General features: G+C 52.1%; 18 protein-coding genes. 5 read left to right on the top strand and 13 right to left on the bottom strand.

Translation table 11 applies throughout. The features are described 5' to 3' along the window. Positions 1-25: 25 nt before the first annotated feature. The 10 genes from ACWAU0_RS06855 to gshB form a co-directional block, all read right to left on the bottom strand. On the bottom strand, positions 26-943 hold the full coding sequence (locus tag ACWAU0_RS06855) for a DUF58 domain-containing protein (protein WP_458138746.1): 918 nt from the start codon (positions 941-943) through the stop codon (positions 26-28). Then, positions 944-1,930 (bottom strand): AAA family ATPase, encoded by a 987-nt coding sequence (locus tag ACWAU0_RS06860; protein WP_205452208.1) that lies wholly within the window; start codon positions 1,928-1,930, stop codon positions 944-946. Between the two features lie 66 nt (positions 1,931-1,996). Then, positions 1,997-2,701: an LOG family protein gene (locus ACWAU0_RS06865; protein WP_205452219.1), complete on the bottom strand. Its 705-nt coding sequence runs from the start codon at positions 2,699-2,701 to the stop codon at positions 1,997-1,999. Between the two features lie 56 nt (positions 2,702-2,757). Further along, positions 2,758-4,047 (bottom strand): dihydroorotase, encoded by a 1,290-nt coding sequence (locus tag ACWAU0_RS06870; protein ID WP_205452221.1) that lies wholly within the window; start codon positions 4,045-4,047, stop codon positions 2,758-2,760. A 70-nt stretch (positions 4,048-4,117) separates the two neighbouring features. After that, positions 4,118-5,083 carry an aspartate carbamoyltransferase catalytic subunit gene (locus tag ACWAU0_RS06875; RefSeq protein WP_458138747.1) on the bottom strand — a complete coding sequence of 322 codons (966 nt, stop codon included), beginning with the start codon at positions 5,081-5,083 and terminating at the stop codon, positions 4,118-4,120. Next, positions 5,080-5,601, bottom strand: coding sequence for a bifunctional pyr operon transcriptional regulator/uracil phosphoribosyltransferase PyrR (pyrR, locus tag ACWAU0_RS06880; RefSeq protein ID WP_033157601.1), 522 nt, complete (start codon positions 5,599-5,601; stop codon positions 5,080-5,082). The genes ACWAU0_RS06875 and pyrR overlap by 4 nt, the downstream gene beginning before the upstream one ends. A 101-nt stretch (positions 5,602-5,702) precedes the next feature. Continuing rightward, the gene (gene ruvX / locus ACWAU0_RS06885) at positions 5,703-6,149 is read right to left on the bottom strand and encodes a Holliday junction resolvase RuvX (protein WP_415879516.1); all 447 of its coding nucleotides are present in this window, start codon (positions 6,147-6,149) and stop codon (positions 5,703-5,705) included. After that, on the bottom strand, positions 6,142-6,708 hold the full coding sequence (locus ACWAU0_RS06890) for a YqgE/AlgH family protein (protein WP_020483975.1): 567 nt from the start codon (positions 6,706-6,708) through the stop codon (positions 6,142-6,144). Before ACWAU0_RS06890 ends, ruvX begins: the two co-directional genes overlap by 8 nt. 16 nt (positions 6,709-6,724) lie before the next feature. Continuing rightward, positions 6,725-7,618: an energy transducer TonB gene (locus ACWAU0_RS06895; protein WP_458138748.1), complete on the bottom strand. Its 894-nt coding sequence runs from the start codon at positions 7,616-7,618 to the stop codon at positions 6,725-6,727. Position 7,619: 1 nt separating this feature from the next. Beyond that, positions 7,620-8,570, bottom strand: a complete 951-nt coding sequence (gene gshB, locus ACWAU0_RS06900) for a glutathione synthase (RefSeq protein WP_033157674.1) — start codon at positions 8,568-8,570, stop codon at positions 7,620-7,622. A 139-nt stretch (positions 8,571-8,709) separates the two neighbouring features. Here gshB and rpmB point away from each other — a divergent pair, with 139 nt between their 5' ends. Beyond that, a complete protein-coding gene (gene rpmB, locus ACWAU0_RS06905) occupies positions 8,710-8,946 on the top strand; it encodes a 50S ribosomal protein L28 (protein ID WP_033157675.1) in 237 nt (78 codons plus the stop codon). Between the two features lie 11 nt (positions 8,947-8,957). Next, complete coding sequence (rpmG, locus tag ACWAU0_RS06910) at positions 8,958-9,113, top strand: 50S ribosomal protein L33 (protein WP_013816853.1); 156 nt, start codon at positions 8,958-8,960, stop codon at positions 9,111-9,113. Positions 9,114-9,172: 59 nt separating this feature from the next. On the opposite strand, the gene ACWAU0_RS06915 is transcribed toward rpmG, so the two are convergent. Beyond that, positions 9,173-10,504 carry a cyclic nucleotide-binding domain-containing protein gene (locus tag ACWAU0_RS06915; protein WP_033157604.1) on the bottom strand — a complete coding sequence of 444 codons (1,332 nt, stop codon included), beginning with the start codon at positions 10,502-10,504 and terminating at the stop codon, positions 9,173-9,175. A 152-nt stretch (positions 10,505-10,656) separates the two neighbouring features. On the opposite strand from ACWAU0_RS06915, the gene ACWAU0_RS06920 reads away from it, so the two are divergent. Beyond that, on the top strand, positions 10,657-11,997 hold the full coding sequence (locus ACWAU0_RS06920) for a DegQ family serine endoprotease (RefSeq protein ID WP_101053671.1): 1,341 nt from the start codon (positions 10,657-10,659) through the stop codon (positions 11,995-11,997). A 2-nt stretch (positions 11,998-11,999) separates the two neighbouring features. Here the strand turns inward: ACWAU0_RS06920 and rep are convergent, their stop codons facing one another. Beyond that, a complete protein-coding gene (gene rep, locus ACWAU0_RS06925; RefSeq protein ID WP_458138749.1) occupies positions 12,000-14,006 on the bottom strand; it encodes a DNA helicase Rep in 2,007 nt (668 codons plus the stop codon). A 582-nt stretch (positions 14,007-14,588) separates the two neighbouring features. Here rep and ACWAU0_RS06930 point away from each other — a divergent pair. After that, the gene (locus ACWAU0_RS06930) at positions 14,589-15,413 is read left to right on the top strand and encodes a class I SAM-dependent methyltransferase (protein ID WP_101053667.1); all 825 of its coding nucleotides are present in this window, start codon (positions 14,589-14,591) and stop codon (positions 15,411-15,413) included. Between the two features lie 188 nt (positions 15,414-15,601). After that, entirely contained in the window at positions 15,602-16,003 is a 402-nt protein-coding gene (gene cueR, locus ACWAU0_RS06935; protein ID WP_101053665.1) for a Cu(I)-responsive transcriptional regulator, read from the top strand. A gap of 103 nt (positions 16,004-16,106) precedes the next feature. Here cueR and ACWAU0_RS06940 read toward each other — a convergent pair whose 3' ends face one another. After that, complete coding sequence (locus ACWAU0_RS06940; protein ID WP_458138750.1) at positions 16,107-18,068, bottom strand: Wadjet anti-phage system protein JetA family protein; 1,962 nt, start codon at positions 18,066-18,068, stop codon at positions 16,107-16,109. Between the last annotated feature and the right edge of the window lie 55 nt (positions 18,069-18,123).

Genomic DNA, 18,123 nt, shown 5'->3' on the forward strand with positions numbered 1-18,123 from the left:
TGCGCATGGCCAGATTGAGAAGGTCTTAGGCCGCCGGACGCGCGCGGGTGCCGTTCAATGCGTCCAAAGGCATTTGCTGGGTCGTGCAGGGTATCAAGGTCAGACGCAGTTTATTGGTCAGCTTTTGCAGATACGCCTGCCGGTCTTGGAAGCGCTGCCGATAGGCTTGCAGGCGCTGTTTGTCACCACTATCGAACAGCACTTCGCGCCAACCGTCGGTAAAGCGGTAGCGGCCTTGGGTCGGTAAACTGCTTTCCAGCGGATCGGCGATGTGTACCAACACTACTTCGCAATGCCGGGCCAAATTAGCCAGATGATTTTCGGCCGCGCTATTCATGCCGCGAAAATCGCTGAGAATATACACTCGGCTGCCGGGCCGGGCATGATGCAGCAATCTGGCCAGAGGCTGCGCCAGATTGACCACAGCCGCACCGTTGTAATCCGGATTGACCAGGGCATTTAAAAACCGTAACAGCGCCGGTTTGCCGGTTTGCGGTTTTACTTCCTGGCAACCGTCATCGCTGAAAATCTGCCCGCCGATGCGGTCGCCTTGCTTCAGTGCCGCCCAAGCCAGTAAACCGGCCAAGCGGGCAGCCTGCACGGATTTGAACACGCCGCGCGTGGCAAAAGCCATGGTGGCGCGGTAATCCACGGCAATGAACATGGGCCTTTCCCGTTCTTCCTTGAAAATCTTGCTGTGGGGCTTATCGGTGCGGGCCGTGACGCGCCAGTCGATGCGCCGCACATCATCGCCGGGTTGGTAGAGCCGGGTTTCGTCGAAGGCCATGCCGCGGCCCTTCAGATGCGACAGATAATTACCGCTTTGCGCGGCGCGGATATTGGCGTGCCCCAGACTGAGCATGCCGGCCGGCTTGGCTAGGTCCACTAGGGCTTTGAGAGTGACCGTCACCCGGGGGTTGTCGGTCGCTGGCGATTTATTCATTTAGGGTACGGCAATTCTGGCTATCAATTCTTTGATCACATAATCGCTGCTAATGCCCTCGGCTTCCGCCTCGTAAGACAAAATCAGGCGGTGGCGCAACACGTCATAAGCCATATCTTGAATGTCGCCGGGATCGACGAAATCGCGCTGTTGCAGCCAGGCCTTGGAGCGCGCGCAGCGGTCCAGAGCAATGCTGGCGCGCGGGCTGGCGCCGTATTGAATCCAGCCGGCCAAATCCTGACCATAAGCGCCGGGATTGCGGGTTGCCAGCACGATTTGCAGCAGATATTGCTCCAAGCTGTCGGCGAGATATAAATCCAACACTTCACCGCGCGCGGCGAATAAGGCTTGCTGGCTCACTTTAGGCGGTGCGCTGCCCTGGTTTTGCAGTGCGCCCTTGGCCTCGGCGCGGGCCAAATGCAGAATGGCTTGCTCGTGTTCGGCATTGGGATAATCGATTTTGACATGTAGCAGAAACCGGTCGAGTTGCGCTTCCGGTAAGGGGTAAGTGCCTTCCTGCTCAATAGGATTTTGCGTCGCCATTACCATAAACAAGGGTGGTAGCGGATACGTGGCTTTACCGACCGTGATCTGCCGTTCAGCCATGGCTTCCAGCAAAGCGGCCTGGACTTTAGCCGGTGCGCGGTTGATTTCGTCGGCCAGGATTAAGTTATGAAACAACGGACCTTTCTGAAACTCGAAACTGCCTTGCTGCGGCCGGTAAATTTCCGTACCGGTCAAATCGGCCGGTAATAAGTCCGGGGTAAATTGCACGCGATGAAAGTCGGCTTCTATGCCTTGGCTGAGCACGTTGATGGCGCGGGTTTTCGCCAAGCCCGGCGCACCTTCCACCAACAAATGACCATCGGCCAGCAGGGCAATCAACATCCTTTCAACCAGCACTTCCTGGCCGATGATCTGGGTGTTGATGTGAGTTTTGAGGTTTTGTAAGGCGGCTTGGCTGGGGCTAAGACTTGTCGCAGTCATGTGTATAAAAAATCCTTATGTTTAACGAGGTTGTGACCGAGTTGAGTCCTGAAAGTTGCGCTATGTCTAATTTTTACGCTGCAGATCTTTCCACTCGCGATGCGCAACCATGATGTCGACCACTTCTTGCGGATCGTCGGTGACGGTAATCAGCTTTAAATCTTCCGCGGAAATGGTGCCGTATTCCATCATCTTGGCTTTCATCCAATCCATCAGTCCGCTCCAGAAATCAGTGCCGAACAATACCAACGGAATCGGATAGATTTTGTGGGTTTGCATCAAGGTCAAGGCTTCGAAAAACTCATCCAGCGTGCCGAAACCGCCCGGCATACATACGTAACCGATCGAGTAGCGCACGAACATCACTTTGCGCACGAAAAAATAACGGAAATTCAGCGAAATGTTTTGGTAAGGATTGGGGGTTTGTTCCATCGGCAATTCGATGTTCAAGCCGATAGACGGTTGATCATGCAAAATCGCGCCTTTGTTGGCGGCTTCCATCACGCCGGGCCCGCCGCCGCTGATCACGGCAAAGCCTTCCTTGCTGAGCATTTCCGCCAGTTCCACAGTTTTTTGATAATAAAAATGCTCGGGCGGCAAGCGGGCGGAACCGAAAATCGAAATCGCGTCGCACAATCCGGAGAGTTCGTCGAAGCCTTCGGTAAACTCGCTGATGATGCGAAAAATCCGCCAGGATTGATCGCCTTTCAGGTCGTCGATGATACTGGAGGACGTCGAGCCGTCAGTGCGGCGATTTTTGATGCAACTCATGATTTATTCCTTAAATGAGCACGCTGTGCTAATGGCAATGGGACGAAATAACCTGCTCACGACGGCTCAACCAAGCGATACGCCAGCTTACCGGCCAGCAAAGTATGGGTCACGCGCCCGGTCAAGGTCTGCTGCCAATACGGCGTATTGCAACCGGCGCTAAGCCAGTTGTCGCGATTAACCTGCCAATTGGCTTGTGGATCGAAAATACACACATCAGCCGCAGAACCCGGCGTTAATGCGCCGCTAGCCAGGCCTAAAATGTGTGCAGGTTTGCAGGTTAGATTGGCGATGGCTTGCGACAAACCGATGCGATGTTGTTGGGTCAGTGCCAGCGTCAATGGCAACAGGGTTTCCAGTGCAGCCACGCCCGCTTCGGTTTCCGGAAATGCGCCGAGTTTGGCATCCAGGTCGTGGGGTTGGTGATCCGAGCAGATCGCGTCTATGGTGCCGTTAACCAGGCCCTCGCGCAGATATTGGCGGTCGATGGCGCTACGTAGCGGCGGCAACACATGATAGTTGCTGTCGAACGGGGTAATGTTGTCTTCGGTCAGATGCAACTGATGAATCGCCACGTCGGCCGTGACGTTCAGGCCGTATTTCTTGGCCTGTTGCAATTTGATCACCGATTGTTTGCAACTGATTTGACTAATATGCACCCGACAACCGGTCAACTCCGCTAACTCCAGGCACTGGGCCAACGCAATCGATTCGGCGGCCTCCGGAATACCCGGCAAACCGTAGCGGCTGGCTACCGCGCCTTCATGCGCACAACCCTTGCCGGACAGGGCGGGTTCATTGGCGCGATACATTAATAGCAAGTCATGAGTGGCGGCATATTCCATCGCCCGCCGTAATATCAACAAATTGCCGAGCGGCTCGCTGGCGTTGCTGACGGCAATGCAGCCGGCCTGTTTCAACGCGAACATCGCACTGAGTTCGCACCCGGCCAAGCGCTGCGTCAATGCGCCGATGCTATAGATTTGCGGGTAGTCGGCTTTTTCGGCCTTGTCCTTGATGAACTCGACTACCGCCGGGCTATCGATGCAGGGTTTGGTATCCGGCGGCAAGCACAATGAGGTGACGCCTGCGCTAAGCGCGGCGCGAGTTTCGCTGAGGATATTACCTTTTTGGGTATGACCGGGTTCGCGCAAACGCACGCTGAGATCGATGAAGCCGGGGCAGACGATCTGACCGTTGGCGTCGATTGTCTGCTCGGCCGTGAAATCGGCGGCTTGCTCCAGCACGGAGACAATCTTGCCATCAGCAATACAAACTGGACCGATGGCGTCGATGTTGTTGGCCGGATCGATGATGCGGCCGTTTTGAATCAAAATCTTGGTCATGACGCACCTCCCTGTGCGTCACCCTTACGGGCCGCCGTAGGCGGTGCAAAAATCCTGTCCTGTATTTTTGTCATGCCGCACCTCCCTGACTGTGCATCGCCATCGACATAATCGCCATCCGCACAGCCACGCCATTACTGACTTGCTGCAAGATCACCGATTGTGGGCCGTCGGCGACGCTGGAGGCAATTTCCACACCCCGATTGATCGGTCCGGGATGCATCACAATGGCATCGGCTTTGGCGCGTTTAAGCTTGGATTCGGTCAAACCAAAACAGCGGAAAAACTCGCTTTCGCTGGGCAAAAACGCCGAATTCATGCGTTCTTTTTGCAAACGCAGCATGATGACCACATCCACATCGGCCAAGCCCTCGTCCATGTCGTGAATCGGTATCACGCCCATGGTTTTGACTTGCGCCGGTAATAGCGTTTTGGGGGCTATTACCCGCACTTCGGCAACGCCCAATGTGTTCAAAGCCAAGATTTGCGAACGCGCCACTCGCGAATGCAAAATATCGCCAACAATGGCGATCTTCAGGCCGGCGAATTGTTTCTTGTGTTGCCGAATCGTAAACATATCCAGCATCGCCTGGGTGGGATGGGCGTGCTGGCCGTCGCCGGCGTTGATCACGCTGATATACGGGGCGGTGTGTTGAGCGATAAAATGCGCCGCCCCGCTCAGGGCATGGCGAACCACGAACATGTCCACGTGCATCGCTTCCAGGTTGTGAATGGTGTCCAGCAGACTCTCCCCCTTGGAAGTGGCGGACGTGGCGATGTTCATGCTCAGCACGTCCGCCGACAGCCGGGTGGCCGCCAGCTCGAAGGTGGTACGGGTGCGGGTGCTGTTTTCGAAAAACAGGTTAACGATGGTTTTGCCGCGCAGCAATGGCACTTTTTTGACTTGATGTTCGGACATGCCGGCAAATGATTCGGCGGTATCCAGAATTTCGGTCAGCAGCTCCTTATCCAGGCCTTCGATCGTCAGAAAATGCTTGAGCTTGCCTTGTTCGGTAAGCTGGATGTGTCGGGTCATGCCGCCACCACTTGTGGGGATTGAATCTCGATGCCCAGTGGATCAGGACCGGTCAGTTTGATACGTTGATCGCCGGCCAGATCGATGCGGATACCGTAACAGTCCGGTTGCAAGGGAATCTGCCGACCGTTGCGCTCTATCAATACCGCCAGTACTACTTGATTGGGGCGGCCGTAATCGAAAATCTCGTTCAACGCGGCACGGATAGTGCGGCCGGTGTAAAACACATCGTCGATCAGAATGATGTCGCGGCCTTCCAGATGCGGCGGCAATTGGCTGGTCTTGACCTTGGGATGCATGCCGATTTGCGAAAAATCGTCGCGATAAAAGGTGATGTCCAGCATGCCCAAGGGTTCGCTCAAACCCAAACGCTGATGCATATGCCGTGCGATCCAGGCACCGCCGCTGTGTATGCCGATTAGCAAAGGATTATGCAGGTTACGCTCGCTAATCTGCCGGCGAATCGCGGCTTCCAGAGTGTCGAGCAGGTTATCGATATTCAGCGTGGTGATGGGCATGGCGGTTACAGGGGGAATCTTGTTATTGTTATGAAATTCGGGAAAAAGCTGAAAGCGACGGGATAATAAGGCTGCATGGGCGTAAAACCGTTTTCGTCTTTTTACTGATCAAACCAGCTTTGCAGAATGATCTGAGCGGCCAGTTGATCTTGCACGGCCCATAGTTTAGCAGCGCTAACCTTCAAGTCGTCGAACAGCATTTGTTTCGCGGCGAACGTGGTCAGTGTTTCGTCGATTTGGTGCACCGGCAGATTGTAACGACCATTCAGCTGCCGACAGAATTTTTGCATGCGCGGGGTAATCACATTATCCGAACCATCGTTCTGTCGAGAAATGCCGACCACCAAACCTATGGGCCGCCATTCGGCGATCAGCTGTCCGATTTTATGCCAGTCCGGCACTTGATTAAGCGATTGGATGGTTTGCAGCGGACTGGCAATGCCGGTATCCGCATGCCCCACCGCGACCCCAATTTTTTTGTTGCCGAAATCAAACCCTAAATACGCATCGCTGCTGAATTTTGCCGCCAGCGGATCGAGCTTAACCATGACCTGCCGGCGTGGTCAGGCGATTAATGTCGATACCTAATTGTCCCGCCGCCGCATTCCAGCGCTGGCTAATCGGCGTTTCGTAGAGTATCTCTTCACCGCATGGCGTGTTCAGCCAGGCGTTTTCGACCATTTCTTTTTCTAGTTGGCCGCTACCCCAGCCGGCGTAACCTAAGGCGATCAAATAGTGGTTGGGGCCTTTACCTTCGGCAATGGCCTCGAGAATGTCGCGAGAGCTGGTCAGCGTAATATTCTCGGCGGTACTGATACTGGAATCCCAGCGCTGTTCGCAGGCATCGTGAATGACAAAGCCGCGTTCCTGCTGTACCGGACCGCCGGCAAACACCGGGGTTTCCAATACATTTTCCAGCTCGGTTTTAATCCCCATTTGCTCGAAAATGTCGCGTAATTTCATGCCGGTCGGTCGGTTGATGACGATGCCGAGCGCGCCTTCTTCATTGTGCTGGCACAGGTATGTCACCGTGTGAAAAAAATGCGGGTCGGCTAAGCCGGGCATCGCAATCAAAAACTGGTTATTTAAATAAGTAACGTCTGTCATTGGAGTGCTGTATGGGCTAGCGGGCAGTCATGCCGGTTTCGTCTGAGAATTTCCAGACCCTGGTAATCACCAAAACGTTCACTTCTCTCAACAAATCATCGGGTAAAGCGGCAAAGGGCGCACTCATCTTCACGATCCGTTTCGCGGCGTCGTCCAGTGCGGAATTGCCGGATGACCGGACAATCCGCATGCTGTAAATGCTGCCGTCGGCATTGATCCCCACGTCCATGGTCAAGGATTGCGAAACGCCTTTTTTGCGCGCCGCCTCAGGATAATTCAGATTGCCGGTGCGCTCAACCTTGTCCTCCCAATCCTTGACATATTGCGCCGCGAGATACTTGTGCGTGCTAACCGCGTTGACGAATTTAATCTTAGTATCTTGCGCGCTTTGTTGGGTATTTCTGATGCGCTCGCCGAGTTGGGCGATTTGTTGTTGAAGCGCTTCCGGGGATAATTTGGGGGCGGACTCCGGAACTTCAACGGCTTCAGGTAATTCTACCGGTTGCTCGGGTTCCGTCACCACCTTAACCGGCGCTTTGGCTTGGGTAAGCAGTCTCTCGGCGACCGGTTTGACTTGTGTAACCACCGGATGCGGCAAGACTTTCTTTGCCGGCGGACTGATCGATTGTTCCTGAGTGGCTATTTTTTGCTGCGGCGGCTCCGGTTTGCGGGTTTCCTCGCCGGCACCTATTTGATGTTCCGTTGCCAGATGTTTCGCATCCTTGGGCGCCTTTTTCACCGGAGCATGGGCCACGGTGATCTCAATAGAGCGGTTGATCTTAGGTGGCTGCGGTGCGGTGAAATTAACGCCTAACAACACGATCACATGCAGTACCGCCGCCACAAACAACGCCGTTAGCAGCGAATCACCCTGCGACAACGGCGTGGGAGTCAAGTCCGGCGCGTACATATCAGGCCTGGCATTGAGCGGCGATGTGGTCCATTAATTGAGCGCTGATATTAATGCCGAACTGTTTATCCAGCTCCTGCACGCAGGTCGGACTGGTGACGTTGACTTCGGTCAGATAGTCGCCGATGACATCCAGGCCGACAAATATCAGGCCTTTTTCGCGTAAGGTTGGCCCGACCTGTTCGGCAATCCAGCGATCACGGTCACTCAATGGCCGGCCTTCGCCGCGTCCGCCGGCTGCCAGATTGCCCCGGCTTTCGCCGCTGGCCGGAATCCGTGCCAGACAATAAGGTACCGGTTCACCATTGACCACCAAGATCCGTTTGTCGCCGTCTTTCACGGCAGGCAGATATTTTTGCGCCATGATGTAACTACTGCCGTGTTGGGTCATGGTTTCCAGGATCACGCTGAGATTGGGGTCGTGTTCTTTGACATAAAAGATCGACGCGCCACCCATGCCGTCCAAGGGCTTCAGGATGATTTCCCGGTGCTCTTTTAAAAAGTCGCGGATTTTTTGCGGGTCTCGGGCTACCAAAGTATCGGTGCAACATTGCGGAAACCAGGCGGTGAACATTTTTTCGTTGGCGTCGCGCAGCGATTGCGGTTTGTTGACCACATATACACCTTGGCGCTCCGCCTGTTCCAGCATATAAGTGGCGTAGATATATTCCTGATTAAAGGGCGGATCCTTACGCATGATGATCGCGTCCAATTCGGATAAGGCTATTTGCTGTTCACCGAGAAACCTATGCCACTGCTTGTCGTCGCGTTCGACTTCCAGCACGCGGGAACGGGCATAAGCGTCGCCGTTACGCATGTACAGGTCGGACAGTTCCATGTAATGCAGCTCCCAACCGCGCGACTGGGCTTCCAGCAACATCGCGAAACTGGTGTCCTTTTTGATGTTGATCTGGCCGATGGGGTCCATGACCATGCCGAGTTTAATAGCCATTAAAGTCCTGTAAATTTCGAAGCAAGGGAAAATAAAACCGATTTTATCAAATTTATTTTGCAGGCTGTTGTTTACCAACAAAAGTTTTTTTGTTATAAAGCGCGGCTATTTTGAATTAAAAGCTCGCATTGAGGTAGTCATGTCCAGAGTATGCCAAGTAACAGGTAAACGCCCAGTAACAGGGCACAACGTTTCACACGCGATGAACAGAACCAAAAGACGTTTTACGCCTAATCTGCATCACCACAGATTTTGGGTTGAAAGCGAAAACCGTTGGGTTCGTTTGAGAGTATCTTCCAAAGGTATGCGTATCATCGACAAAAACGGCATTGATGCTGTTTTGGCCGATATGCGTAAACGCGGCGAACAATATTAAGGAGACTGACAATGCGCGACAAAATCAAATTGGTATCTAGCGAAGGCACCGGCCATTTCTACACCACCACCAAAAACAAAAAAACCATGCCTGAAAAAATGGAGATCAAAAAATTTGATCCCGTGGTTCGTAAGCATGTGATGTACAAAGAAGCCAAGATCAAATAAACAGCGTTTTATTGATCCGCTTTCAGGCGTTGGCGGGCTAGTAGCAGGGTTTTTTCCGACTAGCCACCGCCACCGGCTTTCTTCATCGCTTCCAGCTCGGCTTTCAGCGATTCCGTAAATTTGGCAAGTGCCAAATATTTCATCTCCAAAGCTTTCTTCTCGGCTTCCAAAATATTATATTTGGTTTTAAGTTGCTGCAGAAAACGCCGCAAACGCTCCATATCATCTTGTATTGAGGATTGCTCGGTGAACGAGTGACTCGTCTCGCTCTCGCCGCTGCTCCCTCTAAAATTACCGGTCTCAATGCCGTCGTCGATCGGAAACGATGAAGGTGCTTTCAGTTCGTCCGGGTTAATGCTGTCGATACCGCCGCTTAAAATCAGCGCATTGAATTTGTGCCGCATCAGGATAAAAGCCGCCGTTTCGCTAATCTTGCCGTTCTGGCAAACCACGACGATGGGATGCTGCCGATTCAAGGTTTTTAGCTGCATGCGCAAGGAAAAAAACGGCAGATTAATGCTGAACGGCAAATGCTTTGGCTTGTATTCATCGGGCTCGCGCACATCGATCAAATCCGCACCCTTGGTCACCAAGTCTTGAGCGTCTTTATAGCTGATATATTTAAGCGTCGGCTGTTTGATCAAGTTCAGAAACTGCTCCTTACCCAATCGCAACAGGCAAACATCCGTCAACGCACTGACCGTAACGTTGCGAGGCTCGCCTGAAATCAATGCATCCTCACCAAAAGTATCTTGATCGCTGAGTTGCGCCAGCTTAATCTCCTTGGCATTGGGTGCGGGTTTCCTGCTCACCAAGCATTGCCCTCGTTTGATGATGTAGTAAAAGTCGCCCTGCTCACCTTGATTGACAATGACAGTGCCTGCATTCACGCGCACTTCCTCCATGCCCATCAAAATTTTTTGCAAATTAGCCGGAGGCAACGCTCGAAATACCGGCGACTTCAACAATGTCGTCATCCAGTCGTCATTATCCTCCACCTCTTCAGCTACCATAAAACTCTCTGCTTCTTCATACGGAACGTCTTGAACCGATTTCATCATATCAGCATTCAAACGCAAAAAACGAATTCGGCTATTGGCAACGGCATGCACTTTCCTGGGGATTTGATGCGCCAGCGCAAAGCGCGCCGAGGGGCTATCGGACTTGATCGTTTCGATCTTTAACAGATCGGTCTGTAAGGTCACGCTGCCATCGATCAAATACACCAGATCGTTAGGTTCATCCCCGCATTTGAACAAAAATTGGCCTTCTTCCGCATCCTCGACCTTGATTTGTGCGCACAGCGCCTCAAATTTACTGAAGGGCAAGGTGGATAGCGGAATTAATTGCCGAATCACACGGCCTTCAGCGGAATGGATGTCGACAGCCACGTATTCGTCGCGAATAAAAAGTGAAGGGAAACCAACAAGAAAACTTAATCTATGATAGTCGATTATTAAGTAAACTCTCAGTGAAACATTTTCCCGCCCAGCGAGTCCATGCTGGCAACTTAACTGCCTGGAATGCAAAAACCATGACGAACATGAACAAACTATTCCTGATTATCTTGTTTGGCCTGAGCAGCTGGCGAGCCAGCGCAGAATTGCCCGGACAAGTCGACGGCGCACCTTTGCCGTCCCTGGCGCCGATGCTGGAGCAAAGTATGCCAGCCGTCGTTAACATTTCCACCTCGACCAATGTGCGGGTGCAGGAAAATCCGTTAATGAACGATCCGATGTTTCGGCGTTTTTTCAACATCCCCAAAAACCAGCGGCAACAGCAAAAAAACAGCTTGGGCTCCGGCGTGATTATCGATAAAGATCAAGGCTATGTGTTGACCAATAATCATGTGATAGACAAAGCGGACAAAATCACCGTCACGCTTAGCGACGGCCGGCAGCTTAACGCCAAGCTGCTGGGTACCGACCCTGAAGCCGACGTGGCGGTGATTCAAATTCCCGCCGACAACCTCAGTGCCTTGAAAATTGCTGACTCCAATCAACTGAAAGTCGGTGACTTCGTAGTCGCCATCGGCAACCCGTTCGGCTTGGGCCAAACCGTCACCTCAGGCATCGTCAGCGCGCTGGGCCGCTCCGGCTTGGGGATTGAAGGTTACGAAGATTTTATTCAGACCGATGCCTCGATCAATCCCGGCAATTCGGGCGGTGCCTTAGTGAATTTACGCGGCGAATTTGTCGGCATGAATACGGCAATCCTCGCGCCTACCGGCGGCAATGTCGGCATCGGTTTTGCGATTCCGTCGAATATGGCGGTTCGCTTGATGGAATCCTTGGTGCAACACGGCGAAGTGCGCCGCGGTTTGCTGGGTGTGACCACGCAAGATTTAACGCCGGAACTGGTTAAAGCCTTTGCCTTGAAAAGCCAGCACGGCGCGGTCGTTAGCCGCGTGGAGGCCGGATCGCCCGCCGAAAAGGCCGGATTGGAGCCTGGCGATATTATTATGGCCATTAACGGCCAGGACGTAAAAGGCGGTAGCGCGCAAATTCGCAATGCGGTGGGCTTGCTGCAAATCGGCGACACTGCCAACCTGGAGATCATGCGCGGCGAGGAACGCAAGTCGCTGCAAGCCACCATAGGCAAGCCGAAACGGCCGGAGCTGGACGGCAGTAAACTGCATCCGACTTTAAGCGGCGCGGTGCTGGGCGTGACCCCCAAGGATCAAGTGGAAGGGGTGATGATAGAAAAAGTCGAACAAAACTCCAAAGCCTGGAAAACCGGCTTGCGGCCCGGTGACATCATCGTCACCGCCAACCGCTACCGGGTCAGAAATCTGGATGAGATCAAGCAGGTGGTCAATCCCAATGCACCGCTGTTAGTCAATCTGCAACGCGGCGGCGAAGGCTTTTTCGTGGTATTGCAATAAACTCAATTCAGCATCGTTTTCAGCGCGGCCAGGCTGGCCTTGCCGCGCTGTTTAATTTCTTCCGGCGGCAACTGTTTTTTGTTGGCCCATTCCAAATCCTCTTCCGGCAATTCGTTTAAAAATCGGCTGGGTTCGCATTCGGTCATATCGCCAAAGCGTTTGCGGTGGGTACAGTAACTAAACGTCAACGTCTGCTGGGCGCGGGTGATGCCCACATACGCCAGTCGCCGCTCCTCTTCGATATTATCGGTTTCGATGCTGTTTTGATGCGGCAACAGGTTTTCTTCCATGCCGATCAAAAACACATGCGGAAATTCCAAGCCCTTGGCGGCATGCAATGTCATCAAACTCACCTGATCGCCGGCTTCGTCTTCTTGATTGCGGTCCAGAATATCCAACAGCATCACCTTGGCAATCACATCGGCCAGCGACTGTTCACTGCCTTGCTCCTTGGTGGCGATACGCTGCAGCCATTCGATTAACTCATACACATTTTTCAGTTTACGCTCGGCGGAGGCCGGGGTTTTGCTGTTTTCCTGTAACCAAGCCGAATAGTTGATCTCGTCTATCATCCGGTTGATCACGACAAAGGTATCCTCGCGCTCGATCTTAATCGCCGTTTCTTTCAACCAATCGCAAAACTTGCTCAAGCGTTGTACCGACTTTTCCGGCAACCGTTGTTGCAGGCCCAACTCATTGCAGGCCGCGAACAGACTGATATGCCGCTCGTTGGCATAGGCGCCGAGCTTTTCCAGTGTGGTCGGCCCAATCTCCCGGCGCGGGGTGTTGATCACTCGCAAAAACGCCGCGTCGTCGTCGCGATTAACCAGCAAACGTAGGTAGGCCAACACATCCTTGATTTCCGCATACGAAAAAAACGAGGCGCTGCCGCTGATGAAATAGGGCACGTTGTTCTCGCGTAATTCCTTCTCGAACAAGCGTGACTGGTGATTGCCGCGATACAGAATGGCGTAATCGCCATAACTGCCACCGGTCTTGAAACGGTGATGGACAATCTCGGCGGTGACTTGCTTGGCTTCGGCAACATCATTCTTGTGACTCAGCACCCGTAGCGGGTCGCCATAACCCAACTCGCTCCAGAGCTTTTTCTCGAAGGCGTGCGGATTGTTAGCGATAAGCTGGTTGGCTACTTTCAAAATCCGCCCGGCGGAACGGTAATTTTGTTCCAGCTTGATAACTTGCAAGCGGCTGTAATCTTTTTGCAACTGGCTGAGATTTTCCGGTTGCGCGCCGCGCCAGGCATAGATGGATTGGTCGTCGTCACCCACCACGGTAAAGCGGCCCAGATTGCCCGCCAATAGCTTGACCAATTGATACTGGGTGATGTTGGTGTCCTGGTATTCGTCCACCAATAAATAGCGAATCTTGTTCTGCCATTTCTCCAATACTTCGGGATGTTGCTGGAACAGCAGCACTGGCAGCAAAATCAAATCGTCGAAGTCGGTGGCGTTATAGGCCTTTAAACTGCGGGTAAACGCCTCGTAAAGCAGCGCCGCCGGCAAGCTGTTGGCATCGGCTTGGCTCAAAGCCTGGATGGGCGTCACAAAGGCGTTTTTCCACTGGCCGATTTGCCAGTTGTACTGCTCCACATGATCAATGTCGCAGCCGCCCACGCCGTGACTGACCAGATTGCGCAGCAAGGTCAGCCGGTCCTGTTCGTCGAACAAGGTGATCGCCGCCTTATAGCCCAGGGCTTTGTGTTCCTTGCGCAGAATATCCAAGCCCAGGGAATGAAAAGTCGATACCCGCAAGCCGCGACTGGCTTTGTCATCGATCAGCCTGCCGACCCGGCTCTTCATTTCCCGCGCCGCCTTGTTGGTAAAAGTCACCGCCGCGATATGTCGTGCTGGCGTGCCCTGTTGAACCAGATAAGCGATCTTCTCAGTAATCACCCGCGTCTTGCCGCTACCGGCACCGGCCAGTACCAACAAGGGATGATCGATGGTTTTAACGGCAGCGAGTTGTTGGGGGTTGAGTTTGGGGGACACGAAAACAAAGAGGTTATTGACAGGCCGGCCATTATCGCAGGGCTAGCTGAAATTGTGTGAACTTGGGCGAATGAGCGTGGGCTTGATGGGAGCTCGCGGAGCATATTAGTCTTTTTGGAAATCGGAGACATAGCAACGAGAGTCGCGCAGCCTCAATGCAGCGTCAGCGAAATCGAGGACGTCGGCTTACCGACTACCAATTCTAAAGCGCATGATGAGAAAAGACGGTGCCTAACATGGCAGTCAAACGGACGGGCAAAAAGCTTCGCTTTGCTCTACGTGGCGCAACAAACAAATGAACATGACACACATCAATCTTGTTGCCATACTTTTTACTTGGCGCCGTTACGGCCTTATTCCCTGGGGCAACGCTGATTAAATCCCCCGCCAGGCTTTGAATCTGGTGTTCAGTAGTTGATCTGGCGACGATCCGAGCAGATTATTCATCTAGCGATCATAGTTAAGCCTTAATTTTGCTTGACCTTCCCATTATGTAAACCTTTAGATTGATGCCTCCGGATGGTCTCCGAGGTAAGGTGACTATCCATGACTAAAATTTGAATATTTTTTCAGGAGGTTGAAATGGAATCACATGGGGTAGCCAATCAGAAAACCGCACATGCTTATAACACAGCCGCCGATTTATTCGATCACCCGGCCAACACGTTTTGGAACCGTTTCGGTCATAGCACCATTGAGCGAATAGGTTTGAGGCAAGGTGACCAAGTATTGGATGTTTGTTCCGGAACCGGCGCTTCAGCCTTACCGGCCGCGCGGATGGTCGGCTCGGATGGCCGGGTGGTTGCGGTCGATTTGGCAGAAAAACTATTGACTCGGGCAGCCGATAAAGCCCAAGCCGATGGTCTTGAGAATCTGGAATTTCGGGTCCATGATATGCTTGCTCTAGGTTATCCCGATGGTTATTTCGACGCCGTCGTTTGCGTGTTTGGGATCTTTTTCGTACCTGATATGGCCGCCGCCGTCAAAGAATTATGGCGCCAGGTCCGGCCAGGCGGGCGATTGGCTATTACGACCTGGGGACCGGATTTATTCGAGCCAGCCAACACCTCGCTTTGGCAAGCCATCCGCCAACAACGCCCCGAACTCTATAAAGACTTTAATCCTTGGGATCGTATTTCCACACCGAAAGGACTGTTGGACATGCTGGCCGAAGCCGGTTTAACCGAAGTGCACATTTCTGCCGAAACCGCGACTCATGCTCTGTCTGAGCCTGAGGATTGGTGGACCCTGGCGATGGGTAGCGGTTATCGGGGAACCTTGGATCAGCTCAATAGCGAACAGCTACAGAAGGTGAAGCAGGCCAATCTCGACCAATTAGTGAGCCAATCGGTTACTGAGATTTCAGCCAATGTGATTTATGCCGTCGCCGATAAACCTGTCGTTTAGAGCCTTGCGTTTTTTTCATGAGCGATTTTTTCAAAAAATACCAGGGACTAAAAAAGCAAAAAAATCGCTTGTCCTTCCCATCGCGGTAACCCGCCGGCTTATTGCAATCCGTCAGGCATTAACCGAACCCGCTAGCGGGCAGCGAACTGGCCGCCCGCAACACTGAGCCCCCTATTGGAGAGTGAGCGATGAATAGCAGCCAAGCTCTGAAAATGACCGGCGTATCCGCCAAAATGATTCGTCACTACGAAGGTATCGGACTGATCAGAAAATGCGTGCGCACCGCATCGGGCTACCGGACCTACAACGACACCGATTTGCAAGTGTTGCGGATGATCAAACGAGCTAGGGGGCTGGGGTTTTCGCTGGAGCAAATCCGCGATCTGGTTTCGCTGTGGCAAGACCCGGTAAGAGCCAGTGCCGATGTCAAAGCGCTGGCCCAATCCCATGTCGAAGATTTGAATCGACGCATTGCCGAATTAACCGAAATGCGCGACATTCTGGCCCGGTTGGCTCAGACCTGTAGCGGGGACAATAAACCGGATTGCCCGATTATCGATACATTGGTACTCGGCCAGCAGCTGGTTTAAGACTACATAATCCAGCGATTATTCTCCCTTGGTTGTCTCCCCGTTTTGCTGGTTCCGGATCTGCAAATACGCGGAAATGACTGATGTTTAAGGATAATCAGTCTCAAGTTATTAACCCGGCCCTCAAATATCGTCGCTCCCGCTTAGGCGGGAATGACGGAGCCAGAGAAATTAACAGTCTGGTTAATAAGGACAAAGATAGCTGTGCTTCCTGGGCATCAAGCAGCTCTTGATGCAGCAAAGGAATATCGCTACTCAATAGTCGGCGAGCAGGCTCTTTGACTCGAACTTGCTCCACAAAGACATCCGCACCATAGCGAACCAAATCATAATAATTGTCCAAAAGAGGCGCGAGTTTACCGACATCGGAGTCAGGCCCAGCCATCAATAGTTGTAAGCCAAGGCTTTTCAAGAATTCAGCTGTCACAAAAGTGTTCTGAGCATCCATTCCGTAAAAGGCTTCATCTAAAATCATCAATCCAGCGCCTGAACGCTCTACACCAGGGCGAATACGGTAAGCAGTCGCTAAGGCTGCTCCAGCGATAACATAGAAGGGCACACGATGCTCGCCATTTGAAGCAACCCCCATCCGCTTACTCAAGAAATCAACCACTTTTCCGTCCTGACGAATTTCCAGGTCAAAATTAAAAAGCAGACGATAGTCCTCTAATGGATTGTTGCCCTTATCTTGACCGCTCTCGCTAGCCTCCAATAAAGCCATGATGTTGACCTGAGTTTCTGGTTGGCTGAACAAGTCAATTTCAGTATCACCAGAATTATTCACTATCAGTTCGTAAAGGGACCTATGTGCAGGAGAAATATTAGCGACGAATTGATATTTCTCACCATTTGTAAAAGCTGGGCAGGTTTCGAGAATTTTATTGAGATCTCGTATCTCCTGGCGAACCCGAAGAATGGCCTCCCGCATTTTAAATTTAACATCTGACTTGAAAGATTGCTCAGCAGCCTCTCTTGCAGACTGGGCTTGGTTCTCATAATTAGCTAGAGTCGAATCTTTCAATTTTCCGATATGCGACGTTAGCCGATAGTCAGCAATCACGGCGGATGGAGACAGTAGCCTGGATTCGATAGGTATACCGACTTCCGCAGCACGGCAAACTGATGAAACCGCATTTTTTAGGACATACTCCATTCGCTCCGATGCCTTGAGTCGATAGCCCAGATAAGCTAAGGCACGCTGAGTTGCCGAATCGATCACGCGATCCATACGCTCAAGGAATTTTTCAACATCCAGCAAGCGATGAAATCGAGCAATATCCCGAGCCAATGCATCCTCCGCGGTTGTTTGTCGATCACCTGGTAGTTCACGATAGCCATCAAGTAGTAATGAGCGCGATGGTTCACTTTGCGCCGCTTGATCAACCAGCTCTATGATTTCAAACCTTAACATCAAAGGATGGTTCTCTGTACGCATCTGGCGAAAATCACGCACATAAATTTCCTCGATATGCTCCGCAAAAAAACGTTTGACGAAAATCGGTGTAGCTTCTTCCTGAGTCAAATCACGAATCAAATCACGGACTCGTAGCGTTGTGGCATTCAAAGCATTGATCAAACGGGAGCATAGTAAAGCCGCACTCTGAAAACCGGCTGCCTGACCTTTTGGATCAGTAACCACGTGTTTCAACTGATTGTGGATCAATTGGATATTGCCCCCTACCAATTGAGGACCTTCCATAGTGAAACTTTCTAACATCTCAAAAAAGCGAGCCACTACAGGCCGCATACTTACGAAAACTCTCGCTCCCACTCTATCTTCAATGAACCAACCGGTTTCAACAAAACGAGATAAAAGCTGGTTTGCTTGCACATTGACAGGTGTGGAGGATTCTTCTTCACCTTCAACCTCCCATCCACGATCAAGCAGAAATCTCTCAATTTCCTTGGTTATTCGCTCATGGAGATAACCCTCTGGATAATCCGGCACACAATCTGGACCAAAAAATCGTTCGGATAGTTGAGTAAGTAAGTCCCAAGCACGCCGGTTGTTCTGCCCAGTTAGAGGGTTAAACAAAGCTTGAGGCAGTCGGTCGAATAGGTTCATAGCAAATTTATACAATAAGCTAAATTATCTTTCAAGCTAATTTAGCCTTAAAGCT

It is taken from the genome of Methylomonas sp. Uni0009 (assembly GCF_054188105.3).

Coding starts and splice junctions, on each gene's coding strand:
- ACWAU0_RS06855 (WP_458138746.1), bottom strand. CDS start 943: ATGAATAAATCGCCAGCGACCGACAACCCCCGGGTGACGGTCACTCTC.
- ACWAU0_RS06860 (WP_205452208.1), bottom strand. CDS start 1,930: ATGACTGCGACAAGTCTTAGCCCCAGCCAAGCCGCCTTACAAAACCTC.
- ACWAU0_RS06865 (WP_205452219.1), bottom strand. CDS start 2,701: ATGAGTTGCATCAAAAATCGCCGCACTGACGGCTCGACGTCCTCCAGT.
- ACWAU0_RS06870 (WP_205452221.1), bottom strand. CDS start 4,047: ATGACCAAGATTTTGATTCAAAACGGCCGCATCATCGATCCGGCCAAC.
- ACWAU0_RS06875 (WP_458138747.1), bottom strand. CDS start 5,083: ATGACCCGACACATCCAGCTTACCGAACAAGGCAAGCTCAAGCATTTT.
- pyrR (WP_033157601.1), bottom strand. CDS start 5,601: ATGCCCATCACCACGCTGAATATCGATAACCTGCTCGACACTCTGGAA.
- ruvX (WP_415879516.1), bottom strand. CDS start 6,149: ATGGTTAAGCTCGATCCGCTGGCGGCAAAATTCAGCAGCGATGCGTAT.
- ACWAU0_RS06890 (WP_020483975.1), bottom strand. CDS start 6,708: ATGACAGACGTTACTTATTTAAATAACCAGTTTTTGATTGCGATGCCC.
- ACWAU0_RS06895 (WP_458138748.1), bottom strand. CDS start 7,618: ATGTACGCGCCGGACTTGACTCCCACGCCGTTGTCGCAGGGTGATTCG.
- gshB (WP_033157674.1), bottom strand. CDS start 8,570: ATGGCTATTAAACTCGGCATGGTCATGGACCCCATCGGCCAGATCAAC.
- rpmB (WP_033157675.1), top strand. CDS start 8,710: ATGTCCAGAGTATGCCAAGTAACAGGTAAACGCCCAGTAACAGGGCAC.
- rpmG (WP_013816853.1), top strand. CDS start 8,958: ATGCGCGACAAAATCAAATTGGTATCTAGCGAAGGCACCGGCCATTTC.
- ACWAU0_RS06920 (WP_101053671.1), top strand. CDS start 10,657: ATGAACAAACTATTCCTGATTATCTTGTTTGGCCTGAGCAGCTGGCGA.
- ACWAU0_RS06930 (WP_101053667.1), top strand. CDS start 14,589: ATGGAATCACATGGGGTAGCCAATCAGAAAACCGCACATGCTTATAAC.
- cueR (WP_101053665.1), top strand. CDS start 15,602: ATGAATAGCAGCCAAGCTCTGAAAATGACCGGCGTATCCGCCAAAATG.
- ACWAU0_RS06940 (WP_458138750.1), bottom strand. CDS start 18,068: ATGAACCTATTCGACCGACTGCCTCAAGCTTTGTTTAACCCTCTAACT.